Below are 19692 nucleotides of genomic sequence, written 5' to 3'. Positions count from 1 at the left end.
GGCAGTGGCGGCTCCTTGCAGAGGGCGGCCAACGCCCCCGGACAACAAGGAGCAACGATGAAGCATCCCTCTGCCACGCCCGAACTGGTCATCTTCGACTGTGACGGCACCCTGGTCGACAGCGAAGTGGTGGCTGCCCGGGCCTGGTCCGAGTACGTGGCCGGCTACGGCGTCACCCTCAGCCCCGAGGACGCGCTGGCGCGTTTTCGCGGCGTGAGCATGAAGTGGTGCATCTCGCATATCGAGCAATTGCATGGCCAGCCGCTGCCAGAGCATTTCGAGCAGGAGTTGCGCGCCCTCATGGGGGGCATGCTGGAGCAGCACCTGCAGCCCATCAGCGGTGCCGTTGAGATGGTGGAGCAGCTGCATGTGCCCTTCGCCCTGGCGTCCAACGCCCCGCATCACAAGATCGAGCTGTGCCTGCGCGTGACCGGGCTGCTGCCGCATTTCGCCGGCCGGATCTTCAGCGCCTATGACGTGCAACGCTGGAAACCCGATCCCGCCCTGTTCCTGTTTGCCGCCGAACGCCTGGGCGTGGCGCCGCAGCGCTGCGCCGTGGTGGAAGACAGCCTGCCGGGCGTGCAGGCCGGGCTGGCAGCGGGCATGCAGGTGATCGCCCTGCAGGAACATGGCGTGCATCCGGAGTTGCCCGCCGAAGTGGCGGTCATCACCCACCTGGCACAATTGCGAGCGAAGCTGGGCTGATCCCAAGGACAGTTCCGGCAGCGGCCAATTTCGGTAAGATCAGCAAGAAAATTCACCTACGGCATCCATGCTCCGCTCCCTAGACCGCGAACGGCAAATCATCCATTGCGACCGTGCCATCGAAGTGCGTCCGCTCGGCCTGCGCGAGGCACCGGCGCTGTATGACGCCGTGCGCCAGTCCAGGGAGGCCATCGGCCAGTGGGAAGCCTGGTGCACGCCCGACTACGGTCTGCTGGACGTCAAGCTGTTCCTGCAGCGCTCGATCGAGCAATGGCATGTCCACGCGGCTTACGATTTCAACATCATTGATCGCAGCAACGGCCTGGTGATCGGCTCGGTGGCCATCAACCAGGTCAGCCAGCTGAACCAGATGGCCAACCTCGGCTACTGGGTGCGCGAGGGCTACACCGGTCGTGGCATTGCGCCCCTGGCCGCGCGGGCGGCGGCGGCCTTTGCGTTTTCCAAAACGGGTCTGACCCGCCTGGAAATCGTCGCCCAGGCGGGCAACCTGCGCAGCCAGCGCGTGGCCGAGAAGGCCGGTGCAACCCTTGAATGCCTGGCCCGCAACCGCCTGGTCTTTCATGGTGAACCGCGCGATGCGAAGGTCTTTTCATTGGTGCCGGCCGACCTCGGACTGCCGGTTCCGGTGCATGACTGACCTGTCGCAGCACTTGATAAACATGCCGTCGGGTAAGTTTTCGTCGCTTATTTGTCGCGTCACGTGAAGCAAGATACGTTTCGCAACACATTTTTTTCACTTTTTTTGTTCAGTAAAAGTGCACAACCCGATGCATTCTGACAGCGCTGTCAGCCTTGACGGCTGCGGGTTTGCGCCATTTTTGCAGAGCCGCATGGAATTGTTTCAATCCAGTAATTTCGATTTGGCTGACAAAATACTGACTTTTCGCGTATTCCAAATCGCCGCTCGGGCGTTACATACCTAAAGCACTGTCAAGAAACGCAGTGCTTGTGTATCTGGAGCAGTCTCCCGGAATCAAGGCAGCAGGCAACATCTTCCGGGGCGCTGCGTGTTCTTCCGAACAACAACTCAGGATGGAAGAACGTTGAGCGTCAGCGACGTAAGAGGAAATACGATGCAAGCCATACAACGCAACAAGACCACGAACAACAACCACGCCGGCCGCGCCGCCCAGCAATACGTCATGGGCGGGGAAGCGCGCAGCACCCGTCTGGCCAAGCGCCTCAAGGGCGCAGAAGCCGTCCATCAGGACGATGACTGCAGCGCGCGTTACGACAAGATCTCCAAGCAGATGGATGACGCCCTCGAAGGCGGTTCCCCGCAGCGCTTCAAGCGTCCCAAGATGGAAAGCGACATCATCGCGCGTTGAGGCGGGACGGATCCGGGCCGGCATCTGGCCCGAATCCTTTCCCATTCCCGTGCGATAAAAAAACAGCCGGAGGCATTTCTGCTCCGGCTGTCATTTTCTCCGCTTCACGTTCAGGTGAGGTTTGGTGAATCTCCCGCCCCAATATGCGAGCGGGAGCGACTGTCTTACAGGCTTTCTTCGCGCGGATCCCGTGCCAGCAGCCGGGCCACCATATTCTGCACCGACACGCCGTCGAACAAGGCGGCCGCCACCGCATCGGTGATCGGCATCTCGATGCCTTTTTCGCGCGCCAGCGCCCGTACGGCCTGTGCGCAGCGCACGCCCTCGGCCACGTGGCCGAGTTCGGCGACGATCACGTCCAGTTTCTTGTTCTGCGCCAGTCCCAGGCCAACGCGCCGGTTGCGTGAAAGGTCGCCGGTGCAGGTCAGGATGAGGTCGCCCACGCCCGAAAGTCCCATGAAGGTTTCCGCACGTCCGCCCAGCGCCACGCCCAATCGCGTGATCTCCGCCAGGCCGCGTGTGATCAATGCGGCACGGGCGTTCAAGCCCAGTTGCAGGCCATCGGCCACGCCAGTGGCGATGGCCAGGATGTTCTTGACCGCACCGCCAATCTCCACTCCCACCAGGTCATCGCTGGAATAGATGCGGATGTTGTTGCCGTGCACCGCCGCGACCACGCGCTCGCACAGTGCCGTATCGGCGCCGGCGATGGTCAGCGCGCAGGGCAGGCCGCGGGCCACTTCCTGGGCAAAGGAGGGGCCGGAGAGCACGCCTGCGGCGACCCCTGATCCCAGCACTTCCTGCACGACCTGGTGCGGCAGCAGGCGCGTGCCTTCTTCCAGGCCCTTGCACAGCCAGACCAGGTTGGGAATGGCATAGGCGCGCAGATGGCCCGCCAGTTCACGCAGGCCGGACACCGATGAGGCGGCGATGAGCAGCGAATCGGCGGGAGCGTCGCAGACATGGCGCACGGCGGCATCGAAGTCAGAACTCACTGCCAGTTCGGGCGGCAGCGGGAATCCGGGCAGGTAGAGGCTGTTTTCGCGCTGCTCGCTGGCGGCCTGCATGGCCTGGGCATTGCGCCCCCACAGCACGACCTGGTGCTTGCGCGCCAGGGGAATGGCCAGCGCGGTACCCCATGCGCCGGCACCCAGAATGGTGATCTTCATCTCAGGCCGCTCTTGGCTCAATCGCCCCAGACATCGCCGGCCTTCACGAAGCCGCTCTGGCCGTCGCGATGGCGGACCTTGACCCAGCCATTGTTGGGGCTTTCCAGCATCTCCAGCAGGACCGACTTGTCGGCCGTGAAGACCACCGGGCTGCCCTCATCGGCGGCATTGAAAATGCGCGCATTGGCCACCGACACCACCAGCATGCGCTTGGGCGTCAAGGCCTTGGAGGCGATCCAGGACAGCGTGCCGGCGGCATCCCTGACCTTGCTCCAGTCGCCATAGGTCAGCACCACCTCAACCGGCATGCCGCGCGGCGCGACATAGACGCGGCGGCCCTTTTCGGACGGGGCATCGTACATGATGGCGGGCGAGGCGCCGACCGACTTGAAGTCCAGGGCCAGGGCATCCTTGGCCATGAAGGCGCCGAGCAGGGTGGCGCAAAGAATCAGGGGCAGGCGTTTCATCGTGAAGGTCTCCGCAGAAGGGAAAGCGCCGCAGCACAGGCTGCGGCGGCTCGTTGTCGTGCCGGGGCTGCCGCAGTGTTGCGGCCGGCACCGGCAGGCGGACAGGGGGGAAACCCGATCAGTTGACGGCGGTGGAGCCGTTGTTGACCAGGGTCGCGCCTTGTTGCTCGGCCAGGGCCTGCAGGCGCTGCTGGTAGAACACCTCGAAGTTGATCTCGGCCAGGTGCACCGGCGGGAAACCGGCGCGGGTGATGGCGTCGGCGATGTTGGCGCGCAGGTACGGGTAGATGATGTTGGGGCAGCCGATGCCCAGCAGCGGGTCCAGCTGTTCGGCCGGCACGTTGCGGATCTCGAAGATGCCGGCTTGCTTGCCCTCGACCAGGAAGGCCACCTTGTCCTTGACCTTGGCGGTCACGGTGATGGTCACGGTCGATTCGAACACGCCTTCAGCCAGCGCTTCGGCACCGACGTCCACCGACACTTCGATCGAAGGGGCTTCCTGTTCCAGGAAGATGGCCGGGGAATTCGGCTGCTCCAGCGACAGATCCTTCAGGTAGACGCGCTGGATCTGGAAAACGGGTTGCTCTTGGGCTTCTTGGTTCTGTTCCGACATGGATCTCTTTCAGGTTCGGTGAATCGATAGGGGGGAGTGTGCTGCCCTGGCGTCAGGCTTGCAGCAGCGGGTCCAGCTTGCCGGCACGGTCCAGTGCGCTCAGGTCATCGAAGCCGCCGACATGGGTGTCGCCGACATAGATCTGGGGCACGGTACGGCGGCCGGTCTTTTGCATCATCAGCTCACGCTGCTGAGGTTCGAGATCCACGCGGATCTTTTCGATCTGCGTGATTCCCTTGCTGGCCAGCAAACGCTCGGCCATCATGCAATACGGGCACACGGCGGTGCAGTACATGGTCACGGGGGCGCTCATTTTGCCTCCTTGGTGGTCAGCGGCAGGCCTTGGCCCTGCCAGGCGGCGATGCCGCCGTTCAAGCCGTAGACTTCGGTGAAGCCGGCCTTCTTCAGGGAAGCTTCGGCACGGTTGGCCTGGGTGCCGGTCTGGCACACCACGATGACCGGGCGGCCCTTGAGCTTGTCGAGCTCGCCGATGCGCTGCGGCAACTCTTTCAAGGGAATGTTGCGGGCGTCGCGCAAGTGGCCGGCGGCGAATTGTTCGGCATCACGCACGTCCAGCACCAGCACCTTGCCCTGGTTGAGCATCTGCGTGGCCTGCAACAGACTGAGCTTGTTGCCGCGCTGCTGCAGGTAGGGAACCAGCAGCGCACCGCCCGAGACCAAGGCCAGGGCGATCAGGAAAATATTGTCGATGATGAATTTCACGGCAGTCCAATGAGTTTACTGAATCCCGGCATTATAAAATAGAAGCATTCGCGGTTTGCATCCGGACCGAACAGTCTAGTCTAAGGTGTGCACCCGGTCTCGCGTAGTCGATCTTTGGGGCAGCCGCAGCGGTTTATCCATCATCAATACAAGTCCTGCTATGTACAAAATCGTATTCATGCGCCACGGCGAATCGACCTGGAACCTGGCCAACCGCTTCACCGGCTGGGTCGACGTCGACCTGACCGAAAAGGGCGTGGCTGAAGCCCGCCAGGCCGGCAAGCTGCTCAAGGAAGCCGGTTTCTCCTTCGACCTGGCCTACACCTCGGTGTTGAAGCGCGCCATCCGCACCCTCTGGACCACGCTGGACGAAATGGACCAGATGTACATCCCGATCAAGAACGACTGGCGCCTGAATGAACGCCACTACGGTGCCCTGCAGGGCCTGAACAAGGCCGAGACTGCCGCCCAGTACGGCGACGAGCAGGTGCTGGTCTGGCGCCGCAGCTACGACACCCCGCCCAACCCGCTGACCCCGGGCGAGGAGCGCGATGCCTTTGGTGACGCCCGCTACGCCGGCCTGTCGCGCGAGCAGGTGCCGCTGACCGAATGCCTCAAGGACACCGTGGCCCGCGTGCTGCCGGCCTGGAATGATGCCATCGCCCCGGCCATCCGCGCCGGCAAGCAGATCATCATCTCGGCGCACGGCAACAGCCTGCGCGCCCTGATCAAGTACCTGGACGGCATCAGCGACAACGACATCGTCGGCCTGAACATCCCCAACGGCCAGCCGCTGGTCTATGAACTGGATGCCGACCTCAAGCCCATCAAGAGCTACTACCTGGGCGACCAGTCCGCCATCGAAGCAGCGCTCAAGGCCGTGGCCAATCAAGGGAAGTCGAAATAAAACTGCGTTGCTCCAGCAAGACGCCGGCCGCACAGGCGGCGTCCCTTTCCGGAAAGTGCATTCCACCGGCGCGCCCGGCCCCCATGCGGGGCGCGCCGCGGGGGACCCTTCGCGTCTTCTGCGCGATGGTGTCCGGCCTGCTGCTGTGTACGGCGGTGCAGGGCCAGCCCATCACCGAGCGGACCAGGCAGAAGCAGGCCGCCGAGAAGGAACAGGCCGACCTGCAGCAACGCCTGACCACCCTCAAGCGCGATATCGACCAGACCGAGACCGCCAAGGACAACGCCGCCGATGCCCTGGCCGCCTCCGAACAGGCGATTTCCAAAGCCAACCGTTCGCTGCGCGACCTGGCGCAGGAGCAGCAGGCCACCGAAGCGCGCCTGGCGCAGCTGGTCAAGCAGTTGAATGAACTGACCGCGCTGGTCAACGCCCAGCAGGCGCAGCTCTCCAAGCTGCTGCGCGAGCAATACGTGGCCGGCAACGAAGATCGCATCAAGCTGCTGCTCTCCGGGGACAACCCCAATCGCATCAACCGCGAGCTGCAGTACATGGGCTATGTCTCGCAAGCCCAGGCCAAGCTGATTGAAACGCTGCGCGCCAACCAGCAGGCGATCCGTGCCAACAAGGCCGATACCCAGAACGCCAAGTTCGAACTGGAAGAAATCGCCCAGGAAGAACTGGAGCAAAAGAAGGTGCTGGAACGCGAGAAGGGCCGCCGCCAGACCTTGCTCTCGCAGCTTTCCACCAAACTCAACGCCCAGCGCCAGGAAGCCGGCCGCATCGAGCAGGACCAGCAGCGCCTCTCCAGCCTGGTGGACAAGCTGGCGCAGATCATCGAGCAGCAGAAAAAGGCCGAAGCCGAGGCGCGCGAGAAACGTCGCCAGGAACAATTGGCCAAAGCCAAGGCCGAACGCGAGAAGCGTCTGGCTGAACAGCGTGCCCGCGCCGAAAAGCGCGCCGCCGAAGCGGCCAGGGCCGCCAAGGAAGGCAAGCCGGCGCCGAAGATGCCCGATCCGGCCGACGCCATCGATGATGACGAACCACCGCAACAGGCTTCGCTGGGCCGCAATGACACGCTGCCCGAGCCGCAGGCGGACAACTTCGGCAAGCCCTTTGCCAGCCTGCGCGGACAATTGCATCTGCCGGTCAAGGGTGACCTCATGTCGAAGTTCGGCAGCCGGCGCGGTGACGGGCCGACCAGCCGGGGCCTCTTCATCCGCGCTCACGAAGGGGCGGAAGTGCGGGCGGTGGCGGCAGGACGCGTGGTCTTCGCGGATTGGTTGCGCGGTTTCGGCAACCTGATCATCGTCGATCACGGCAACCAGTACATGACCATTTACGGCAACAACCAGTCGGTATTGAAACGCGCCGGTGACCTGGTCAAGACCGGGGAAACCATTGCCACTGCAGGCAACAGCGGCGGCAATGAGCAATCGGGTTTATACTTTGAAATGCGGTATCAAGGCCGCGCATTCGACCCACAGGGGTGGGTAACTTCTAGGTGACACATGGGCAGCAAACTCAAGAATATCGGTTTGATCGGGTTGGGCATGGTGGCAGGTGCCACTGCGATGATTCAGTTCGACGCCATCGCGCAAAAGAATGCAACGGCGTCGCTGCCCTTGGAGGAGCTGCGTCAGATGGCCGACGTGTTCGGTCTCATCAAGTCGGATTACGTCGAACAGGTCGATGACAAGAAGCTGCTGACCGAGGCCATTTCCGGCATGGTCGCCTCGCTCGACCCGCACTCCGCCTATCTGGACAAGAAGGCCTACAAGGAGCTGCGCGAAGGCACCATGGGCAAGTTCGTGGGCCTGGGCATCGAGGTCGGCATGGAAGATGGCTACGTCAAGGTCATCTCCCCCATCGAGGATTCACCGGCTTTCCGCGCCGGGATCAAGGCCGGTGACCTGATCACCCGCCTGGACAGCACCCCGGTCAAGGGCCTGACCCTGGATGAAGCCGTCAAGAAGATGCGCGGAGAACCCAACACCAAGATCACCCTGACCATCGCCCGCAAGGACGAAGACAAGCCCGTCATCCTGACCATCACCCGTCAGGAGATCCGCGTGCAGAGCGTCAAGTCCAAGGTGGTCGAACCGGGCTACGCCTGGCTGCGCGTGACCCAGTTCCAGGAACCGACGGTGGACGACATGTCCAAGAAGCTCGCCGCCATCTACGCCCAGGAACCCAACCTGAAGGGCATCGTGCTGGACCTGCGCAATGACCCGGGCGGCGTGCTGCCTGGTGCCATCGGCGTGGCGGCGGCCTTCCTGCCCAAGGATTCGGTGGTGGTCTCCACCAATGGCCAGCTTCCGAGTTCCAAGCAGACCTTCTATGCCAAGCGCGAGTATTACGCTGCCAACCCGCTGTCGGATCCGCTGTCGCGCCTGCCAGATGCCATCAAGAAGGTTCCGATGGTGGTCCTGATCAACAGCGGCTCGGCGTCGGCCTCCGAAATCGTGGCCGGTGCCCTGCAGGATTACAAGCGCGCCACCATCATGGGCACGCAGTCCTTCGGCAAGGGTTCGGTGCAATCGGTGATCGCACTGCCGCCGGAGAAGAACACCGCGGTCAAGCTGACCACCGCCCGCTACTACACGCCCAAGGGCCGTTCCATCCAGGCGCGCGGCATCGTGCCGGACATCATGGTGGACGAATACCCGGATGGCGATGGCTTGAACGGCCTGCGCCTGCGTGAAGCCGATCTTTCCAAGCACCTGACCAACGACACCGACAAGTCCGCTGAAGTCAAGGCCAAGGCCATGGATGAACAATCGGAAGAGCGCCTGATCGCCGCCGAGAAGAAGCGCAAGCCGCTGGAATTCGGCAGCAAGGACGACTTCCAGCTGACCCAGGCCCTGAACCAGTTGAAGGGGTTGCCGGTGAAGGTCTCCAACGCCAAGCCGGAAGTGCGCAATGAAGAAGGCAAGAACGACACCCCGGTGAAGGACGAGCGCAAGGATAACAAGGCGCCCGCCGAAAAGATCGACACCACCAAGTAATACGCCGCCTGCGGGCAGGCACATCGGGCCGCTAGCACTTGCCAGCGGCCCTTTTTTTCATCTCAACCGTGTCGGATATGACGATGGATGACCAACAGCTGCTGCGCTACTCGCGCCACATCCTGCTCGACGAGATCGACATCGAAGGCCAGACCCGCCTGCTGCAAGGCCATGCCCTGGTGATCGGTGCCGGCGGCCTGGGCTCGCCGGCGGCCATGTACTTGGCGTCGGCCGGGGTAGGCCACATCACCCTGGTGGATCACGACACCGTCGATCTCACCAACCTGCAACGCCAGATCATGCACACCACTGCGCGCGTGGGCCAGCCCAAGGTCGCCTCCGGACGCGAAGCCTTGCAGCAGATCAACCCCGGCGTGCAGGTCACGGCCCTGGCCGAGCGGGTCGATGGCGAGCGCCTGCAGGCGCTGGTGGCGGCGGCGGACGTGGTCCTGGACTGCAGCGACAATTTTGCCACCCGCCATGCGGTCAACCGCGCCTGCGTGGCGGCCGGGGTGCCGCTGGTGTCGGGCGCGGCGATCCGCTTCGATGGCCAGGTCAGCGTGTTCGACCCGCGCCAGGATGCCAGCCCCTGCTATGCCTGCCTGTTCCCGCCCGAGCGCGAGTTCGAGGAAGTGCAATGTTCCACCATGGGCGTATTCTCGCCCCTGGTCGGCATCATCGGCACCATGCAGGCAGCCGAGGCCATCAAGCTGGTGGCCGGTATCGGCCGCTCGCTGGCCGGGCGCCTCCTGATCCTGGATGCGCGCGAGATGGAATGGACCAACATCGGCATCGGCCGCGACCGCCAGTGCCCGGTGTGTGCCCAGCGGCACGGATAGACAGGGGGCGCGGCCGATGGCACGCATCGCCGCTTCCATCGGCCCCCGTTCTTCTGGTATAAACACGGATGGATGTTGCAATGCAAATAGCATGCAGCATGCGCCAGGCTGATGTTCCGAACGACGACAATTCACAAGCGCGATCAGCCCGCCCCGCCTAGCCCGTCACAGGGGAAGTCATGAACCGCTCCATGAACCGGAACGCCGCCCGAGGAGATGGCCAGCGGGCCGCCGCGCCAAAGGCTTGGCATACTGAATCGTTGGTGTACAATCCTTGACCGCGAAAAAGCGTACGCCATCGGCAACGCGCCCCGGTCCTGACGGCCCGGCGCTGCGCACTGATCGCGTCAACGTCAATCGAAGAGGTGCCAACGCGGCAAGGGAAGTGGATTCACAAGCGACCTGTTCCGGCAGCCGTGCATCAGCCGGGAATGGATATAGTTGAAAAACCCGTAGTATTGAAAGTAAGCGAAGTGGCAACCAAGACTCCCAAAACTACCCCTGCAGCGCAGTTGCTGACCGAGGAACAAATCCTCAAGATGGACGAGAAGGACTACATGAACGAAGCGCAGCTTGCTTTCTTCAAGGCCCGTCTCCAGCAGCTGGAAAAGGATCTGCTCAAGAACGCGGATGAAACCACCGAACACCTGCGCGAGACCGTGCTGGTGCCGGACCCGGCCGACCGCGCCACCATCGAGGAAGAACACGCGCTGGAACTGCGCACCCGCGACCGCGAGCGCAAGCTGCTCAAGAAGGTGCAGCAATCCATCGTCTCCATCGACAATGGCGAGTACGGCTGGTGTGAAGAAACGGGTGAACCGATCGGTATCCCCCGCCTGCTGGCGCGTCCGACCGCGACCCTGTCGCTGGAAGCCCAGCAACGCCGCGAACTGAAGCAGAAACTCTACGGCGACTGATCTTCGCCTCGCACGATGACGCCTGCGCCATGCGGTGCGCAGGCGCAGTGCCGCTGTCGTTTCCAACCTGGTCCCGCCTCATGTACCGTCTGCGCGCCCTGCGAAGCTCTGCCGTCATCGCCCTGCTGGCGATGTCGCTGTTGTTCGCGCAGATGCTGGGTTTCGTGCACGGAATTGCGCACGTGGGCTGGGCACCGGGAACGGTCCATTCGCTGATCAGCGAAGCCCTGTTCGATGAGGGCGAGAAGGCCCACGCCGATCCCGCTGCCGCCGAGGGGCAGGATGCCCATCATCACCACGCCCACGACCTGCACCACTCCTGCGTGGCCTATGACGCCGCCGCCCTGTCGGCCGGTGTGCACTTCGATTTTCCTCCCCTGCCGCTGCTGCCGCCGGTGCGCGTGCTGGCCGTGTGGCTGGCTTTCGCGTCCTGGGACGCACCGCTGAACTGCCATTTCTCCTCGCGCGCCCCGCCGCGCTGAATTCCCTCCCGCTGCAATACCCGCCTGACTGGTTACCGGTTGTCGCTCGCGCATCCGTGCGTGGCGCCGCGTCGTCCTGACGCCGTCGCCGCGCGTGATCGCGTGTTGACGGCCGGTGTATCCGCGCCGCCCGTTTCCCTCACGACAAGTGGCGGCGCCTTCTGCATAACAAGGAATTCACATGGCTTTTCAACGCCAACGCATCGCCTCGGCCGTCTTCTCGGCCCTGGCGGCCTGGTCCGTATCCGCAGTCGCCCAGACTGCCGACACCAGCGCCACCCCTGCTGCAACCACTGCCACGCCTGCGGCCCAACCGGCCCTGCAACCCATCGTCGTCACCGCGACGCCTTTCGCCTCGCAAGAAGACGTGCAGGTCCTGACACCCGCCAAGGTCATCGCCGGAGACGAACTGCGCAACAAGCTCGGCAATTCGCTGGGTGATACGCTCTCGGGCGAACTGGGCGTGTCCGCCAGCGCCTTCGGTGCCGGCGCCTCGCGTCCCATCATCCGCGGCATGGAAGGTCCGCGCGTGATGATCTTGCAGAACGGCATGGGCGTCTCCGACGTCTCCACCGTCTCCAACGATCATGCGGTGGCCACCGAAGCCGCGACCGCCCGCCAGATCGAGATCCTGCGTGGCCCGGCCGCGCTGCTGTATGGCTCGGGCGCCATCGGCGGACTGGTCAACGTGGTCAATGACCGCATCCCCACCGAGCTGGTCGGCAAGCCCACCGGCACCGTCGAAGGCCGCTATGGCACCGTCGATGGCGAAAAGAACACGTCTTTCTCGCTCGATACCTCGGCCGGCCAGATCGGCCTGCACCTGGACGGCAACTACCGCGATACCGACAACTACAAGATCCCCGGCAACGTGCGCCAGGGTGATGGCAGCAGCGCGTCGGGGCGCCTGCCTAATTCCTTCACCCACGAGACCAGCCTGGGTGGCGGCATCTCCTACGTCACCAACTGGGGTTACATCGGCCTGTCGGCGGCGACGCTGGACGATCACTACGGCATCCCGACCGATGAAAAGTCCTTCATCGACCTGCACCAGAACCGCTACGACCTCGATACCGTGGTCAACAACCCCTTCGCCGGCATCGAGAAATTCCGCTTCCGCATGGGGTACACCGACTACAGCCACATCGAGAAGGCGGAGGATGGCACGCCCAACACGGTCTTCGCCAACCGTGCCGTGCAGACCCGCTGGGAACTGACGCACGCCCCGCTGGCCGGCTGGCACGGCACCTTCGGCGTGCAGACCGAGCAGAGCAACTACTCGGCCCTCACGCCCGATACCGGGGTCTCCGAGCTGACCCCGCCCACGCGGTCGAGGTCCTTTGCCGGCTTCCTGGTGGAAGAGCGCCAGTTCGGCCAGGTGCTGGCCAGCGCCGGCCTGCGCGCCGAGAGCGTGAGCCGGCGTCCGGACAGCGGCAGCGGCCTGCCGGGACGCGATTTCAGCCTGGTGTCCTGGTCCACCGGCGGCCTGTGGACCTTCCAGCCCGGTTACGGCCTGGGCCTGACCTATTCCTTTGCCCAGCGTGCGCCGACGGTGGAGGAGCTCTATTCCAACGGTCCCCATGAGTCGACCTCCACCTACGACATCGGTGACAACCAGCTGAAGAAGGAAACGTCACACAACATCGAGCTGACCCTGCAGAAGACCGAAGGTCTGGTGCGCTGGAAGGGCAATGTCTTCCGCAACAAGGTCAACAACTACATCTACGGCCGTACCAACGGCCAGGTGGACGATACCGGCACGGCCGATCCCGATGGCGAATTCACCCAGCGCTTCTGGTCGCAGGGCGATGCCACCATCCGCGGGGTGGAAGCCGAGGTCACGTACAACTGGAACGGCGAAGGCACGTCCGGCCGGGTCTTTGCCGATACCTCGCGCGGCACGCTCGACAACCTCGGCAACCTGCCCCTGCAACCGTCCACCCGCTACGGTATCGAGCTGGGCTACAAGACCGGCCCCTGGGCCAGCGGCGTGAAGGTCTTGCGCGCGCAGAAGCAGGATCGCCTGGCGTCCTTCGAAACCTATGAGACCCCGTCCTATACCCAGCTGGACGCCAACCTGTCCTATACCCAGCGCCTCAACGGCGTGAAGCTGACCTGGTTCGCACTGGCCCGCAACCTGCTGAACCAGGACATCCGCTTGTCCACGTCGGTGCTGCGCGAGACGGTACCGCTGGGTGGCCGCAACTTCATCGTGGGGGTACGCACCGCCTTCTGAGTGATATGAATGAAACGCCAGCTGCCCCGGGCAGCGGCGTCCACGGGTGCCAGCGGGAGACTGCGCCTCCCGCCAGCGCGGCTTGCCCGGCCGTCTCCGCAAGGAGGCTGCCGGGCTTTTTTTCGCCTGTATCGCCCCGTATGAAGCAACAGGTCAATTTTCCGGATTTTTTGCGGGCCGATTACGGTGCCGGCGGGAAATCCAGAACAGTATCGTTCACACGGTTGAACAGGTTGGTGAAGGTAATCGCAGTGACGGCCAGCAGCGTATCGACGATCTGGGCATCGCTGTAGACGGCGCGCACGCGTTCGACCACATCGGCTGGCACGGTGCCACGGGTAGCGACCAGGCGGCGGGCGAAGTCGGCCAGCACATCCAGGCGGTCATCGCCCGAGGGACGGTCATGGCGCACGCCGTCGATGGCCTGGGCGGAGAGGCCGACTTTCTTGCCCATGAGCGAGTGGGCGGCCAGGCAGTAGTCGCAACCGGACTGTTCACTCACGGCCAGCTTGATGGCTTCGATTTCCTTGGCCGACAGGCTGCTCTTGCGCAGGGCGCCATCCAGGTGCAGGGCCGATTCCAGCGCTACCGGGCTCAGGCTGCCAATGCCGGCATAGGCGTTGGGCACCATCCCGACGGCGGACTTGATGGCGGCAAACAGTTGGGCGGCCTGGCCGCTGGCTTCGCTGATGGGGGCAGTGTTCAAACGGGACATGATATTTCTCCTTGATGAGGTCAGCGCCGTGGCCGGGGCAGGATTGCCGCTGGTCCGTGTTGCGCATGGACGTACTGTAGGCTTCCAGGATGAAATTATGAATGCTTGAAAATGACATAAAATTGCTCAAAAAGCTCAAAAAGGAAAATGATGGATGCCCTCAGCCGCCTGCTGTCCCTGCATCCGGTGCGTGCCGCGCTGGATATCCGCTGCCGTTTCGGGCAGCCATGGAACCTGCCGCATGCGGCCTTGCCAGCGGGGGTGGCGCCTTATCACTTCATCCTCGAGGGTCGGGCGCAGCTGCGCCTGGCAGCGGGCGAGCCTTTGCTGCTGGAGGCTGGCGACCTGGTGGTGCTCACGCGGGGCGCTGCCCATGATCTGTTCATCGCGCCCATTGGCGAAGCCATCGCGGCGCGCCCGGGCGTGACTGCAGCGCCGGTGCAACTGAATGTGAATGATGAGGAGGCGGGCGGCGCGCAGCCGCTGTCGGATTTCCTCTGTGGACAATTCCATTTCGATGCCCCGCATTCCAACGCCTTGGTGCAGGCGCTGCCGGAAGTCTTGCTGGTGCGGGGCAGGCTGCTGCCGCCAGGGGATGGCCTGCACACCCTGGCCACCTTGCTGCGCAACGAGTGCGGTGGCGCCGATGGTCGCGGGGAATTGCGCGCCGGCGCCCAGGCGGTGGTGGCCGGGCTGGCGGCGGCGCTGTTCGGACTGGCCGTGCGCGCCTGGCTGGCCCAGGGCGGGCCGCAGCCGGGTTTGCTGGCGCTGCTGGCGCATCCCGGCCTGCAAGCTGCCATGCAGGCCATGCTGGATGCTCCGCAGCAGGAATGGACGCTGCCTCGCCTGGCAACGCTGTGCCACATGTCGCGTGCGACCTTCGTGCGGCGCTTCCAGGAGGTCGGCGGCACTACGCCAGGCGAACTCCTGCAGCAGTTGCGCATGGCGCGCGCTGCGCAGCTATTGAGCTACAGCAAAATGGGCACGGCCCAGATCGGCGAAGCTGTGGGGTATCAGTCCGAAGCAGCGTTCAACCGGGTATTCAAGAAGTTCAGCGGGATGGGGCCGGGGGCGTACCGGCGCAAGGGCAGGCTGGAGCAAGGGCAGGGGCCGGCCCCGGGAGAGGGCGTGCAGGACCCGGCGATCAGCGGATAGGCAGGCGGATGGTGTTCTTCACCTCTTCCATCACCGCATAGGTATGGGTCTCGCGCACACCCTTCAATTGCAGCAGCGACTTGCCCAGGAATTCACGATAGGCGTTCATGTCCTTGACCCGCGACTTGACCAGGTAATCGAAGCCGCCGGCCACCATGTGGCATTCCATGATCTCGGGGATGCTCTGCACGCTCTTCTTGAATTCGGCAAAGACATCCGGCGTGGTACGGTCCAGCACCACTTCGATGAAGACCAGCAGGGAGACATCCAGCAGTTCCGGATTCAGCTGTGCCGCATAACCCAGGATATAGCCGGCTTCCTGCAGTTTGCGAACCCGCTCCAGGCAAGCGGCCGGCGACAGGTTCACGCGGCCGGCGAGGTCGACGTTGCTGATGCGGCCGTCGTTTTGCAGCTCCGCCAGAATTTTCTTGCTGATCTTGTCGAGTCCGGCCATGGTTTCTGAACTTTATTCAGTTAAAAATATATAGAGAAAATTTTATTCCGATTATAAGGGGAATAAGCGCGCCTAATATCAAGGAAGAGTCAATAGAATCCTCCCTCATAAAAAACATAACGTAATGCGGGCATGAAGCGAAGTTCACCTCGTTTCTGCGCGGATCACAGCAGTATCTCGACAACAGATTTGACGAGTTTTGTTTGCCAGGTCCAGCCTGCGCGCGGCCGTGAAAACCGGCCTGACGCGCTGGGCCCGGCATCAACGGAATGCACCGCTCTTGCCCACGAGGCAGGGGATGGCGCAAATCCTGCTTTTCCGGCGTTTTCAATGCAATCACCCACCGCAGTCTGACTTTCTAGAAGAGAGGAAACACCCCATGTTCAAGCGCGTCTCCGGACTCAACATCATCGCCGCCTCGCTGGCGCTGATCCCTGCTTTCGCCATGGCGCAGGAAACCCAGGTCGTCAAGATCGGTTTCTCCAGCCCGCTGACCGGTCCTCAGGCATCGGCCGGCAAGGACAACCAGGGCGGCCTGATGATGGCCGTCGAGCGTCTGAATGCGCAACCCATCACCGTGGGCGGCAAGAAGATCAAGTTCGAAGTCATCGCCGAAGACGACCAGGCCGACCCCAAGCAGGGCGTGGCCGTGGCACAGAAGCTGGCTGACCAGGGCGTCAAGGCCATCGTCGGTCCCTACAACTCGGGCGTGACCATTCCTGCCTCGCGCGTCTACAACGATGCCGGCATCGTGGTGGCCACCGTGGCCTCCAACCCCAAGATCACCCAGCAAGGTTTTGCCACCCTGTTCCGCGTGGCCGCCAGCGACAGCCAGCTGGGTGGCAAGATGGCCCTGTACGCAGCCAAGGAACTGAAACTCAAGCGCGTGGCCGTCATCGATGACCGCACCGCCTACGGCCAGGGCCTGGCCGAGGAATTCGCCAAGGTCGCCAAGGCCAACGGCATCGAAGTCATCAGCAAGGACTTCACCAACGACAAGGCTACCGACTTCACCGCCATCCTGACCTCCATCAAGGGCAAGAAGCCCGACGCCGTGTTCCTGGGCGGCTACGCTCCCCAAGGCGGCCCGATCAAGCGCCAGATGAAGCAGCTGGGCATCGACGTGCCCCTGATGGGCGGCGACGGCATCTGTTCCCCGGAAATGGGTCGCCTGGGTGGCGACGCCATCGGCGAAACCGTCTACTGCACCCAGGGCGGCACCATGCTGGACAAGGCCAAGGATGGCAAGGTCTTCGCTGACGACTACCAGAAGAAGTTCAGCCGTCCTGCAGAAACCTATGCGGTCTCGTTCTACGATGGCATGATGCTGATCGCACAAGCCATGAAGCAGTCCAACTCGGTCGAACCCAAGACCTTCGGTCCGGCCCTGGCCAAGATCAGCTACAAGGGTGTGGCCGGCCAGTACGACTTCGACGAAAATCACGACCTGAAGCAATCGCCCGTGACCGTCTATCGCTTCAAGGATGGCCTGCCGGTTCCCCTGACCAGCTACTGATCGGTCCTCGGTCCTTTCTCTGGTCCGGTCCTGCCGCCCGCATGAGCGGGCGGTATGCCAGGCTCCAGTCCCAGCTCCACATTGCAGTACCCCGCTTCCCGCCGGTTCCGACCGGCCCGGGAGCGGTTTGCCGTACCCGCTTGCGGTGCCGATGCCGGTGCCGCAGTGTTACCCTCTGCCCTGGCGGACCCGCAGCATATTCGGAAGGAAGACCATGCTCAGCTATACCCGTACCGTCCAGACCATCGATGCCCACACCGGCGGCGAACCGCTGCGCATCGTGGTCTCGGGCCTGCCCAAGATCCCGGCCGGCACCATCCTGGAGCAGCGCGCCTGGCTGCGTGAACATCGCGACGACCTGCGCCGCTTCCTGATGAACGAACCGCGCGGCCATGCCGACATGTACGGCGCCTACCTGCTGCCGCCGGTCACCGCCGGTGCCGACTTCGGCGTCATCTTCATTCACAACGAAGGCTACAGCGACATGTGCGGCCACGGCATCATCGCCCTGGGCAAGGTGCTGGTCGAGATGGGCTACGTCGAACGCACGCAGCCGCAGACCCGCATCTGCTTCGATGCCCCGGCCGGTTTCATCGAGGCTTTCGTCGAGTGGGATGGCGTGCGCGCCGGCAAGGTCAGCTTCAACAACGTACCCGCTTTCATCTATCGCCGTGATGTCGAAGTCGAGACGCCCGGGTTTGGCAAGATCACCGGTGACATCGTCTTCGGTGGCGCCTTCTACTACTACATCAATGCGGCCCAGGCCGGTCTCACGGTCAAGCCTGAACTGGTGCGCCAGCTGATCCAGCTGGGTGCCGAGACCAAGGCTGCCGTCATGGCCAAGGTCGCCATCGCCCATCCCCTGGAGCCGGGCCTCAACACGCTGTATGGCACCATCATCGACAGCGAACCCAATTTCCCGGGAGCGGACCAGTCCAATGTCTGCATCTTCGCCGACCGCGAAGTGGACCGCTCGCCCACCGGCACCGGTACCTCGGGCCGCGCGGCCCAGCTGTTCCTGCGCGGCCAGCTGGCGCTGGGCCAGCACTACGTCAACGGCAGCATCGTCGGCAGCAACTTCGGCGTGCGCGTGACTGCTGCCACCAAGGTGGGCGACTTCGATGGCGCGCTCACCGAGGTGAGCGGCTACGCCCACATCATGAGTACCAACCAGTGGGTGCTGGAAGAGTCCGATCCCTTCCCGACCGGTTTCTTCCTGCGCTGACTTTCCCACAGGATTCCCATGCATATCCTCGACTCCCTCCAGACCGCGCAGGCCCTGCCTTACTCCGCACTGGTCGATGCCCTCGCACGCGCCGCGCAGGAACTGGCCAGCGGTGCGATTCGCGCCCCGGAACGCCAGGTCGTTCCCATCGATGCCAACAGCGTCTTGCTGGGCATGCCCGCCATTGCCGAGGATCTCTCGGTGACCAAGCTCATCACCGTGCATGGCGACAATGCCCGCCATCAGTTGCCGGCCATCCAGGGTGAGGTGATTGCCTTCGAGACGAATACCGGCCGACGCCTGGCCCTGATGGATGGCCCCACCGTTACGGCGCGCCGCACCGCAGCCATGAGTCTCTTGGGCATTCGCACGCTGTTGCCGCGCACGCCGCAATCGGCGCTGCTGATCGGCACCGGCGCGCAGGCGGCGGCGCATGCCGATGCCCTGGCCGAAGTGTATGGTGTGCGTCAGTTCTGGGTCGCCGCGCGCGACCTCGCGCGCACCCAAGCCTTTTGCCAGGCCATCAGCGAACGCCATCCACAAGTGGTGGCCAGTCCGCTCCCGGCACAGATGTTGCAACAGGATTTGCCGCGCACCGATGTGGTGATTGCCTTGACCACTTCACGCGTAGCCGTGATTCCCGAACAGATCGCGGCCGATACGCTGGCCATCGGCGTCGGTGCCTTCAAGCCGGACATGGTGGAGTTCCCTGCCAGCCTGCTGCATGCACGCCGTATCGTGGTCGATGACCTGGCCGGCGCGCATCACGAAGCAGGCGACTTGATCCAGGCCAAGGTGGACTGGGCAGGGGTGGCCGGTATCGGCGATGTGCTGTCCGGCAAGATTGCGCCGGACACGCTCGGCAGCGCGGGGGCGCTGCCGGTGTTCAAGACCGTGGGCCAGGCCGCGTGGGACCTGGCGGCAGCGCGCGTGATGCGCACCACACTGGGGATATGAAAAATTGCGCGTGCATGCGCGCCTAATTTGATAAATAATTTACGCTTTTTTTCGCGAACGCTCGTGCGTTTGCGGTTTCCTTGCAGTTTCCTGACGTTTCACAACAATCATCCTCCTGAAGGAGACACCGTTTCATGGACATTTTCATCCAGCAGATCATCAACGGATTGGTGCTAGGCAGCATGTACGCACTGATCGCCCTGGGCTACACCATGGTGTACGGGGTGCTGAACCTGATCAACTTTGCCCACGGCGACA

21 protein-coding genes and 1 pseudogene are annotated in these 19692 nt (G+C 63.5%); 15 read left to right on the top strand and 7 right to left on the bottom strand.

Annotation, left to right across the window (positions count from 1 at the left end; all coding sequences use genetic code 11):
• The first annotated feature begins 57 nt into the window (after positions 1-57).
• From FYB76_RS16165 to FYB76_RS16155, 3 genes are all read left to right on the top strand, one after another.
• Positions 58-705 carry an HAD family phosphatase gene (locus tag FYB76_RS16165; protein ID WP_154134287.1) on the top strand — a complete coding sequence of 216 codons (648 nt, stop codon included), beginning with the start codon at positions 58-60 and terminating at the stop codon, positions 703-705.
• Positions 706-772: 67 nt separating this feature from the next.
• Entirely contained in the window at positions 773-1363 is a 591-nt protein-coding gene (locus tag FYB76_RS16160; protein WP_088757372.1) for a GNAT family N-acetyltransferase, read from the top strand.
• Positions 1364-1799: 436 nt separating this feature from the next.
• Positions 1800-2054 (top strand): hypothetical protein, encoded by a 255-nt coding sequence (locus FYB76_RS16155; RefSeq protein WP_088757371.1) that lies wholly within the window; start codon positions 1800-1802, stop codon positions 2052-2054.
• Positions 2055-2218: 164 nt separating this feature from the next.
• On the opposite strand, the gene FYB76_RS16150 is transcribed toward FYB76_RS16155, so the two are convergent.
• The 5 genes from FYB76_RS16150 to FYB76_RS16130 all read right to left on the bottom strand — a co-directional run bounded on the left by FYB76_RS16150 (position 2219) and on the right by FYB76_RS16130 (position 5026).
• Entirely contained in the window at positions 2219-3223 is a 1005-nt protein-coding gene (locus FYB76_RS16150) for an NAD(P)H-dependent glycerol-3-phosphate dehydrogenase (protein WP_154134286.1), read from the bottom strand.
• A 17-nt stretch (positions 3224-3240) separates the two neighbouring features.
• Positions 3241-3690: an SH3 domain-containing protein gene (locus FYB76_RS16145; protein WP_154134285.1), complete on the bottom strand. Its 450-nt coding sequence runs from the start codon at positions 3688-3690 to the stop codon at positions 3241-3243.
• Positions 3691-3808: 118 nt separating this feature from the next.
• Entirely contained in the window at positions 3809-4303 is a 495-nt protein-coding gene (gene secB / locus FYB76_RS16140) for a protein-export chaperone SecB (RefSeq protein WP_006464888.1), read from the bottom strand.
• Between the two features lie 52 nt (positions 4304-4355).
• Positions 4356-4616 (bottom strand): glutaredoxin 3, encoded by a 261-nt coding sequence (grxC, locus tag FYB76_RS16135; protein WP_034340510.1) that lies wholly within the window; start codon positions 4614-4616, stop codon positions 4356-4358.
• Positions 4613-5026: a rhodanese-like domain-containing protein gene (locus FYB76_RS16130; protein WP_088757369.1), complete on the bottom strand. Its 414-nt coding sequence runs from the start codon at positions 5024-5026 to the stop codon at positions 4613-4615. The genes grxC and FYB76_RS16130 overlap by 4 nt, the downstream gene beginning before the upstream one ends.
• Before the next feature lie 160 nt (positions 5027-5186).
• Here FYB76_RS16130 and gpmA point away from each other — a divergent pair, with 160 nt between their 5' ends.
• The 7 genes from gpmA to FYB76_RS16095 all read left to right on the top strand — a co-directional run bounded on the left by gpmA (position 5187) and on the right by FYB76_RS16095 (position 13412).
• Positions 5187-5933 carry a 2,3-diphosphoglycerate-dependent phosphoglycerate mutase gene (gene gpmA / locus FYB76_RS16125; RefSeq protein WP_088757368.1) on the top strand — a complete coding sequence of 249 codons (747 nt, stop codon included), beginning with the start codon at positions 5187-5189 and terminating at the stop codon, positions 5931-5933.
• An 83-nt stretch (positions 5934-6016) separates the two neighbouring features.
• Positions 6017-7438 carry a peptidoglycan DD-metalloendopeptidase family protein gene (locus FYB76_RS16120; RefSeq protein WP_154134284.1) on the top strand — a complete coding sequence of 474 codons (1422 nt, stop codon included), beginning with the start codon at positions 6017-6019 and terminating at the stop codon, positions 7436-7438.
• Positions 7439-7441: 3 nt separating this feature from the next.
• Positions 7442-8938 (top strand): S41 family peptidase, encoded by a 1497-nt coding sequence (locus tag FYB76_RS16115; protein WP_088757366.1) that lies wholly within the window; start codon positions 7442-7444, stop codon positions 8936-8938.
• A gap of 83 nt (positions 8939-9021) precedes the next feature.
• Positions 9022-9777: a HesA/MoeB/ThiF family protein gene (locus FYB76_RS16110; RefSeq protein WP_154134283.1), complete on the top strand. Its 756-nt coding sequence runs from the start codon at positions 9022-9024 to the stop codon at positions 9775-9777.
• Positions 9778-10208: 431 nt separating this feature from the next.
• Positions 10209-10694 carry an RNA polymerase-binding protein DksA gene (gene dksA / locus FYB76_RS16105; protein ID WP_182993485.1) on the top strand — a complete coding sequence of 162 codons (486 nt, stop codon included), beginning with the start codon at positions 10209-10211 and terminating at the stop codon, positions 10692-10694.
• An 80-nt stretch (positions 10695-10774) separates the two neighbouring features.
• Positions 10775-11176: a hypothetical protein gene (locus FYB76_RS16100; RefSeq protein WP_154134282.1), complete on the top strand. Its 402-nt coding sequence runs from the start codon at positions 10775-10777 to the stop codon at positions 11174-11176.
• 181 nt (positions 11177-11357) lie between these two features.
• On the top strand, positions 11358-13412 hold the full coding sequence (locus FYB76_RS16095) for a TonB-dependent receptor (protein ID WP_154134281.1): 2055 nt from the start codon (positions 11358-11360) through the stop codon (positions 13410-13412).
• Between the two features lie 181 nt (positions 13413-13593).
• On the opposite strand, the gene FYB76_RS16090 is transcribed toward FYB76_RS16095, so the two are convergent.
• Positions 13594-14127: a carboxymuconolactone decarboxylase family protein gene (locus FYB76_RS16090; RefSeq protein WP_088757362.1), complete on the bottom strand. Its 534-nt coding sequence runs from the start codon at positions 14125-14127 to the stop codon at positions 13594-13596.
• A gap of 150 nt (positions 14128-14277) precedes the next feature.
• Here FYB76_RS16090 and FYB76_RS16085 point away from each other — a divergent pair, with 150 nt between their 5' ends.
• The gene (locus FYB76_RS16085; RefSeq protein WP_154134280.1) at positions 14278-15282 is read left to right on the top strand and encodes an AraC family transcriptional regulator; all 1005 of its coding nucleotides are present in this window, start codon (positions 14278-14280) and stop codon (positions 15280-15282) included.
• On the opposite strand, the gene FYB76_RS16080 is transcribed toward FYB76_RS16085, so the two are convergent.
• Positions 15272-15736, bottom strand: a complete 465-nt coding sequence (locus FYB76_RS16080) for an Lrp/AsnC ligand binding domain-containing protein (RefSeq protein WP_034340473.1) — start codon at positions 15734-15736, stop codon at positions 15272-15274. The genes FYB76_RS16085 and FYB76_RS16080 overlap by 11 nt on opposite strands.
• 379 nt (positions 15737-16115) lie before the next feature.
• Between FYB76_RS16080 and FYB76_RS16075 the strand changes: the two genes are divergently transcribed.
• From FYB76_RS16075 to FYB76_RS16060, 4 genes and pseudogenes are all read left to right on the top strand, one after another.
• Positions 16116-17252, top strand: coding sequence for a branched-chain amino acid ABC transporter substrate-binding protein (locus FYB76_RS16075; RefSeq protein ID WP_088757359.1), 1137 nt, complete (start codon positions 16116-16118; stop codon positions 17250-17252).
• 214 nt (positions 17253-17466) lie between these two features.
• Positions 17467-18477: a trans-3-hydroxy-L-proline dehydratase gene (gene lhpH / locus FYB76_RS16070; RefSeq protein ID WP_154134279.1), complete on the top strand. Its 1011-nt coding sequence runs from the start codon at positions 17467-17469 to the stop codon at positions 18475-18477.
• An 18-nt stretch (positions 18478-18495) separates the two neighbouring features.
• Positions 18496-19434 carry a delta(1)-pyrroline-2-carboxylate reductase family protein gene (locus tag FYB76_RS16065; RefSeq protein ID WP_154134278.1) on the top strand — a complete coding sequence of 313 codons (939 nt, stop codon included), beginning with the start codon at positions 18496-18498 and terminating at the stop codon, positions 19432-19434.
• Between the two features lie 134 nt (positions 19435-19568).
• A pseudogene (locus FYB76_RS16060) lies at positions 19569-19692 on the top strand (branched-chain amino acid ABC transporter permease); the annotation flags it as partial.

The organism is Herbaspirillum sp. CAH-3, assembly GCF_009668275.1.
Taxonomy (GTDB): Bacteria; Pseudomonadota; Gammaproteobacteria; order Burkholderiales; family Burkholderiaceae_D; genus Herbaspirillum; species Herbaspirillum aquaticum.
This window is presented reverse-complemented; position numbering and strand designations above follow the sequence as displayed.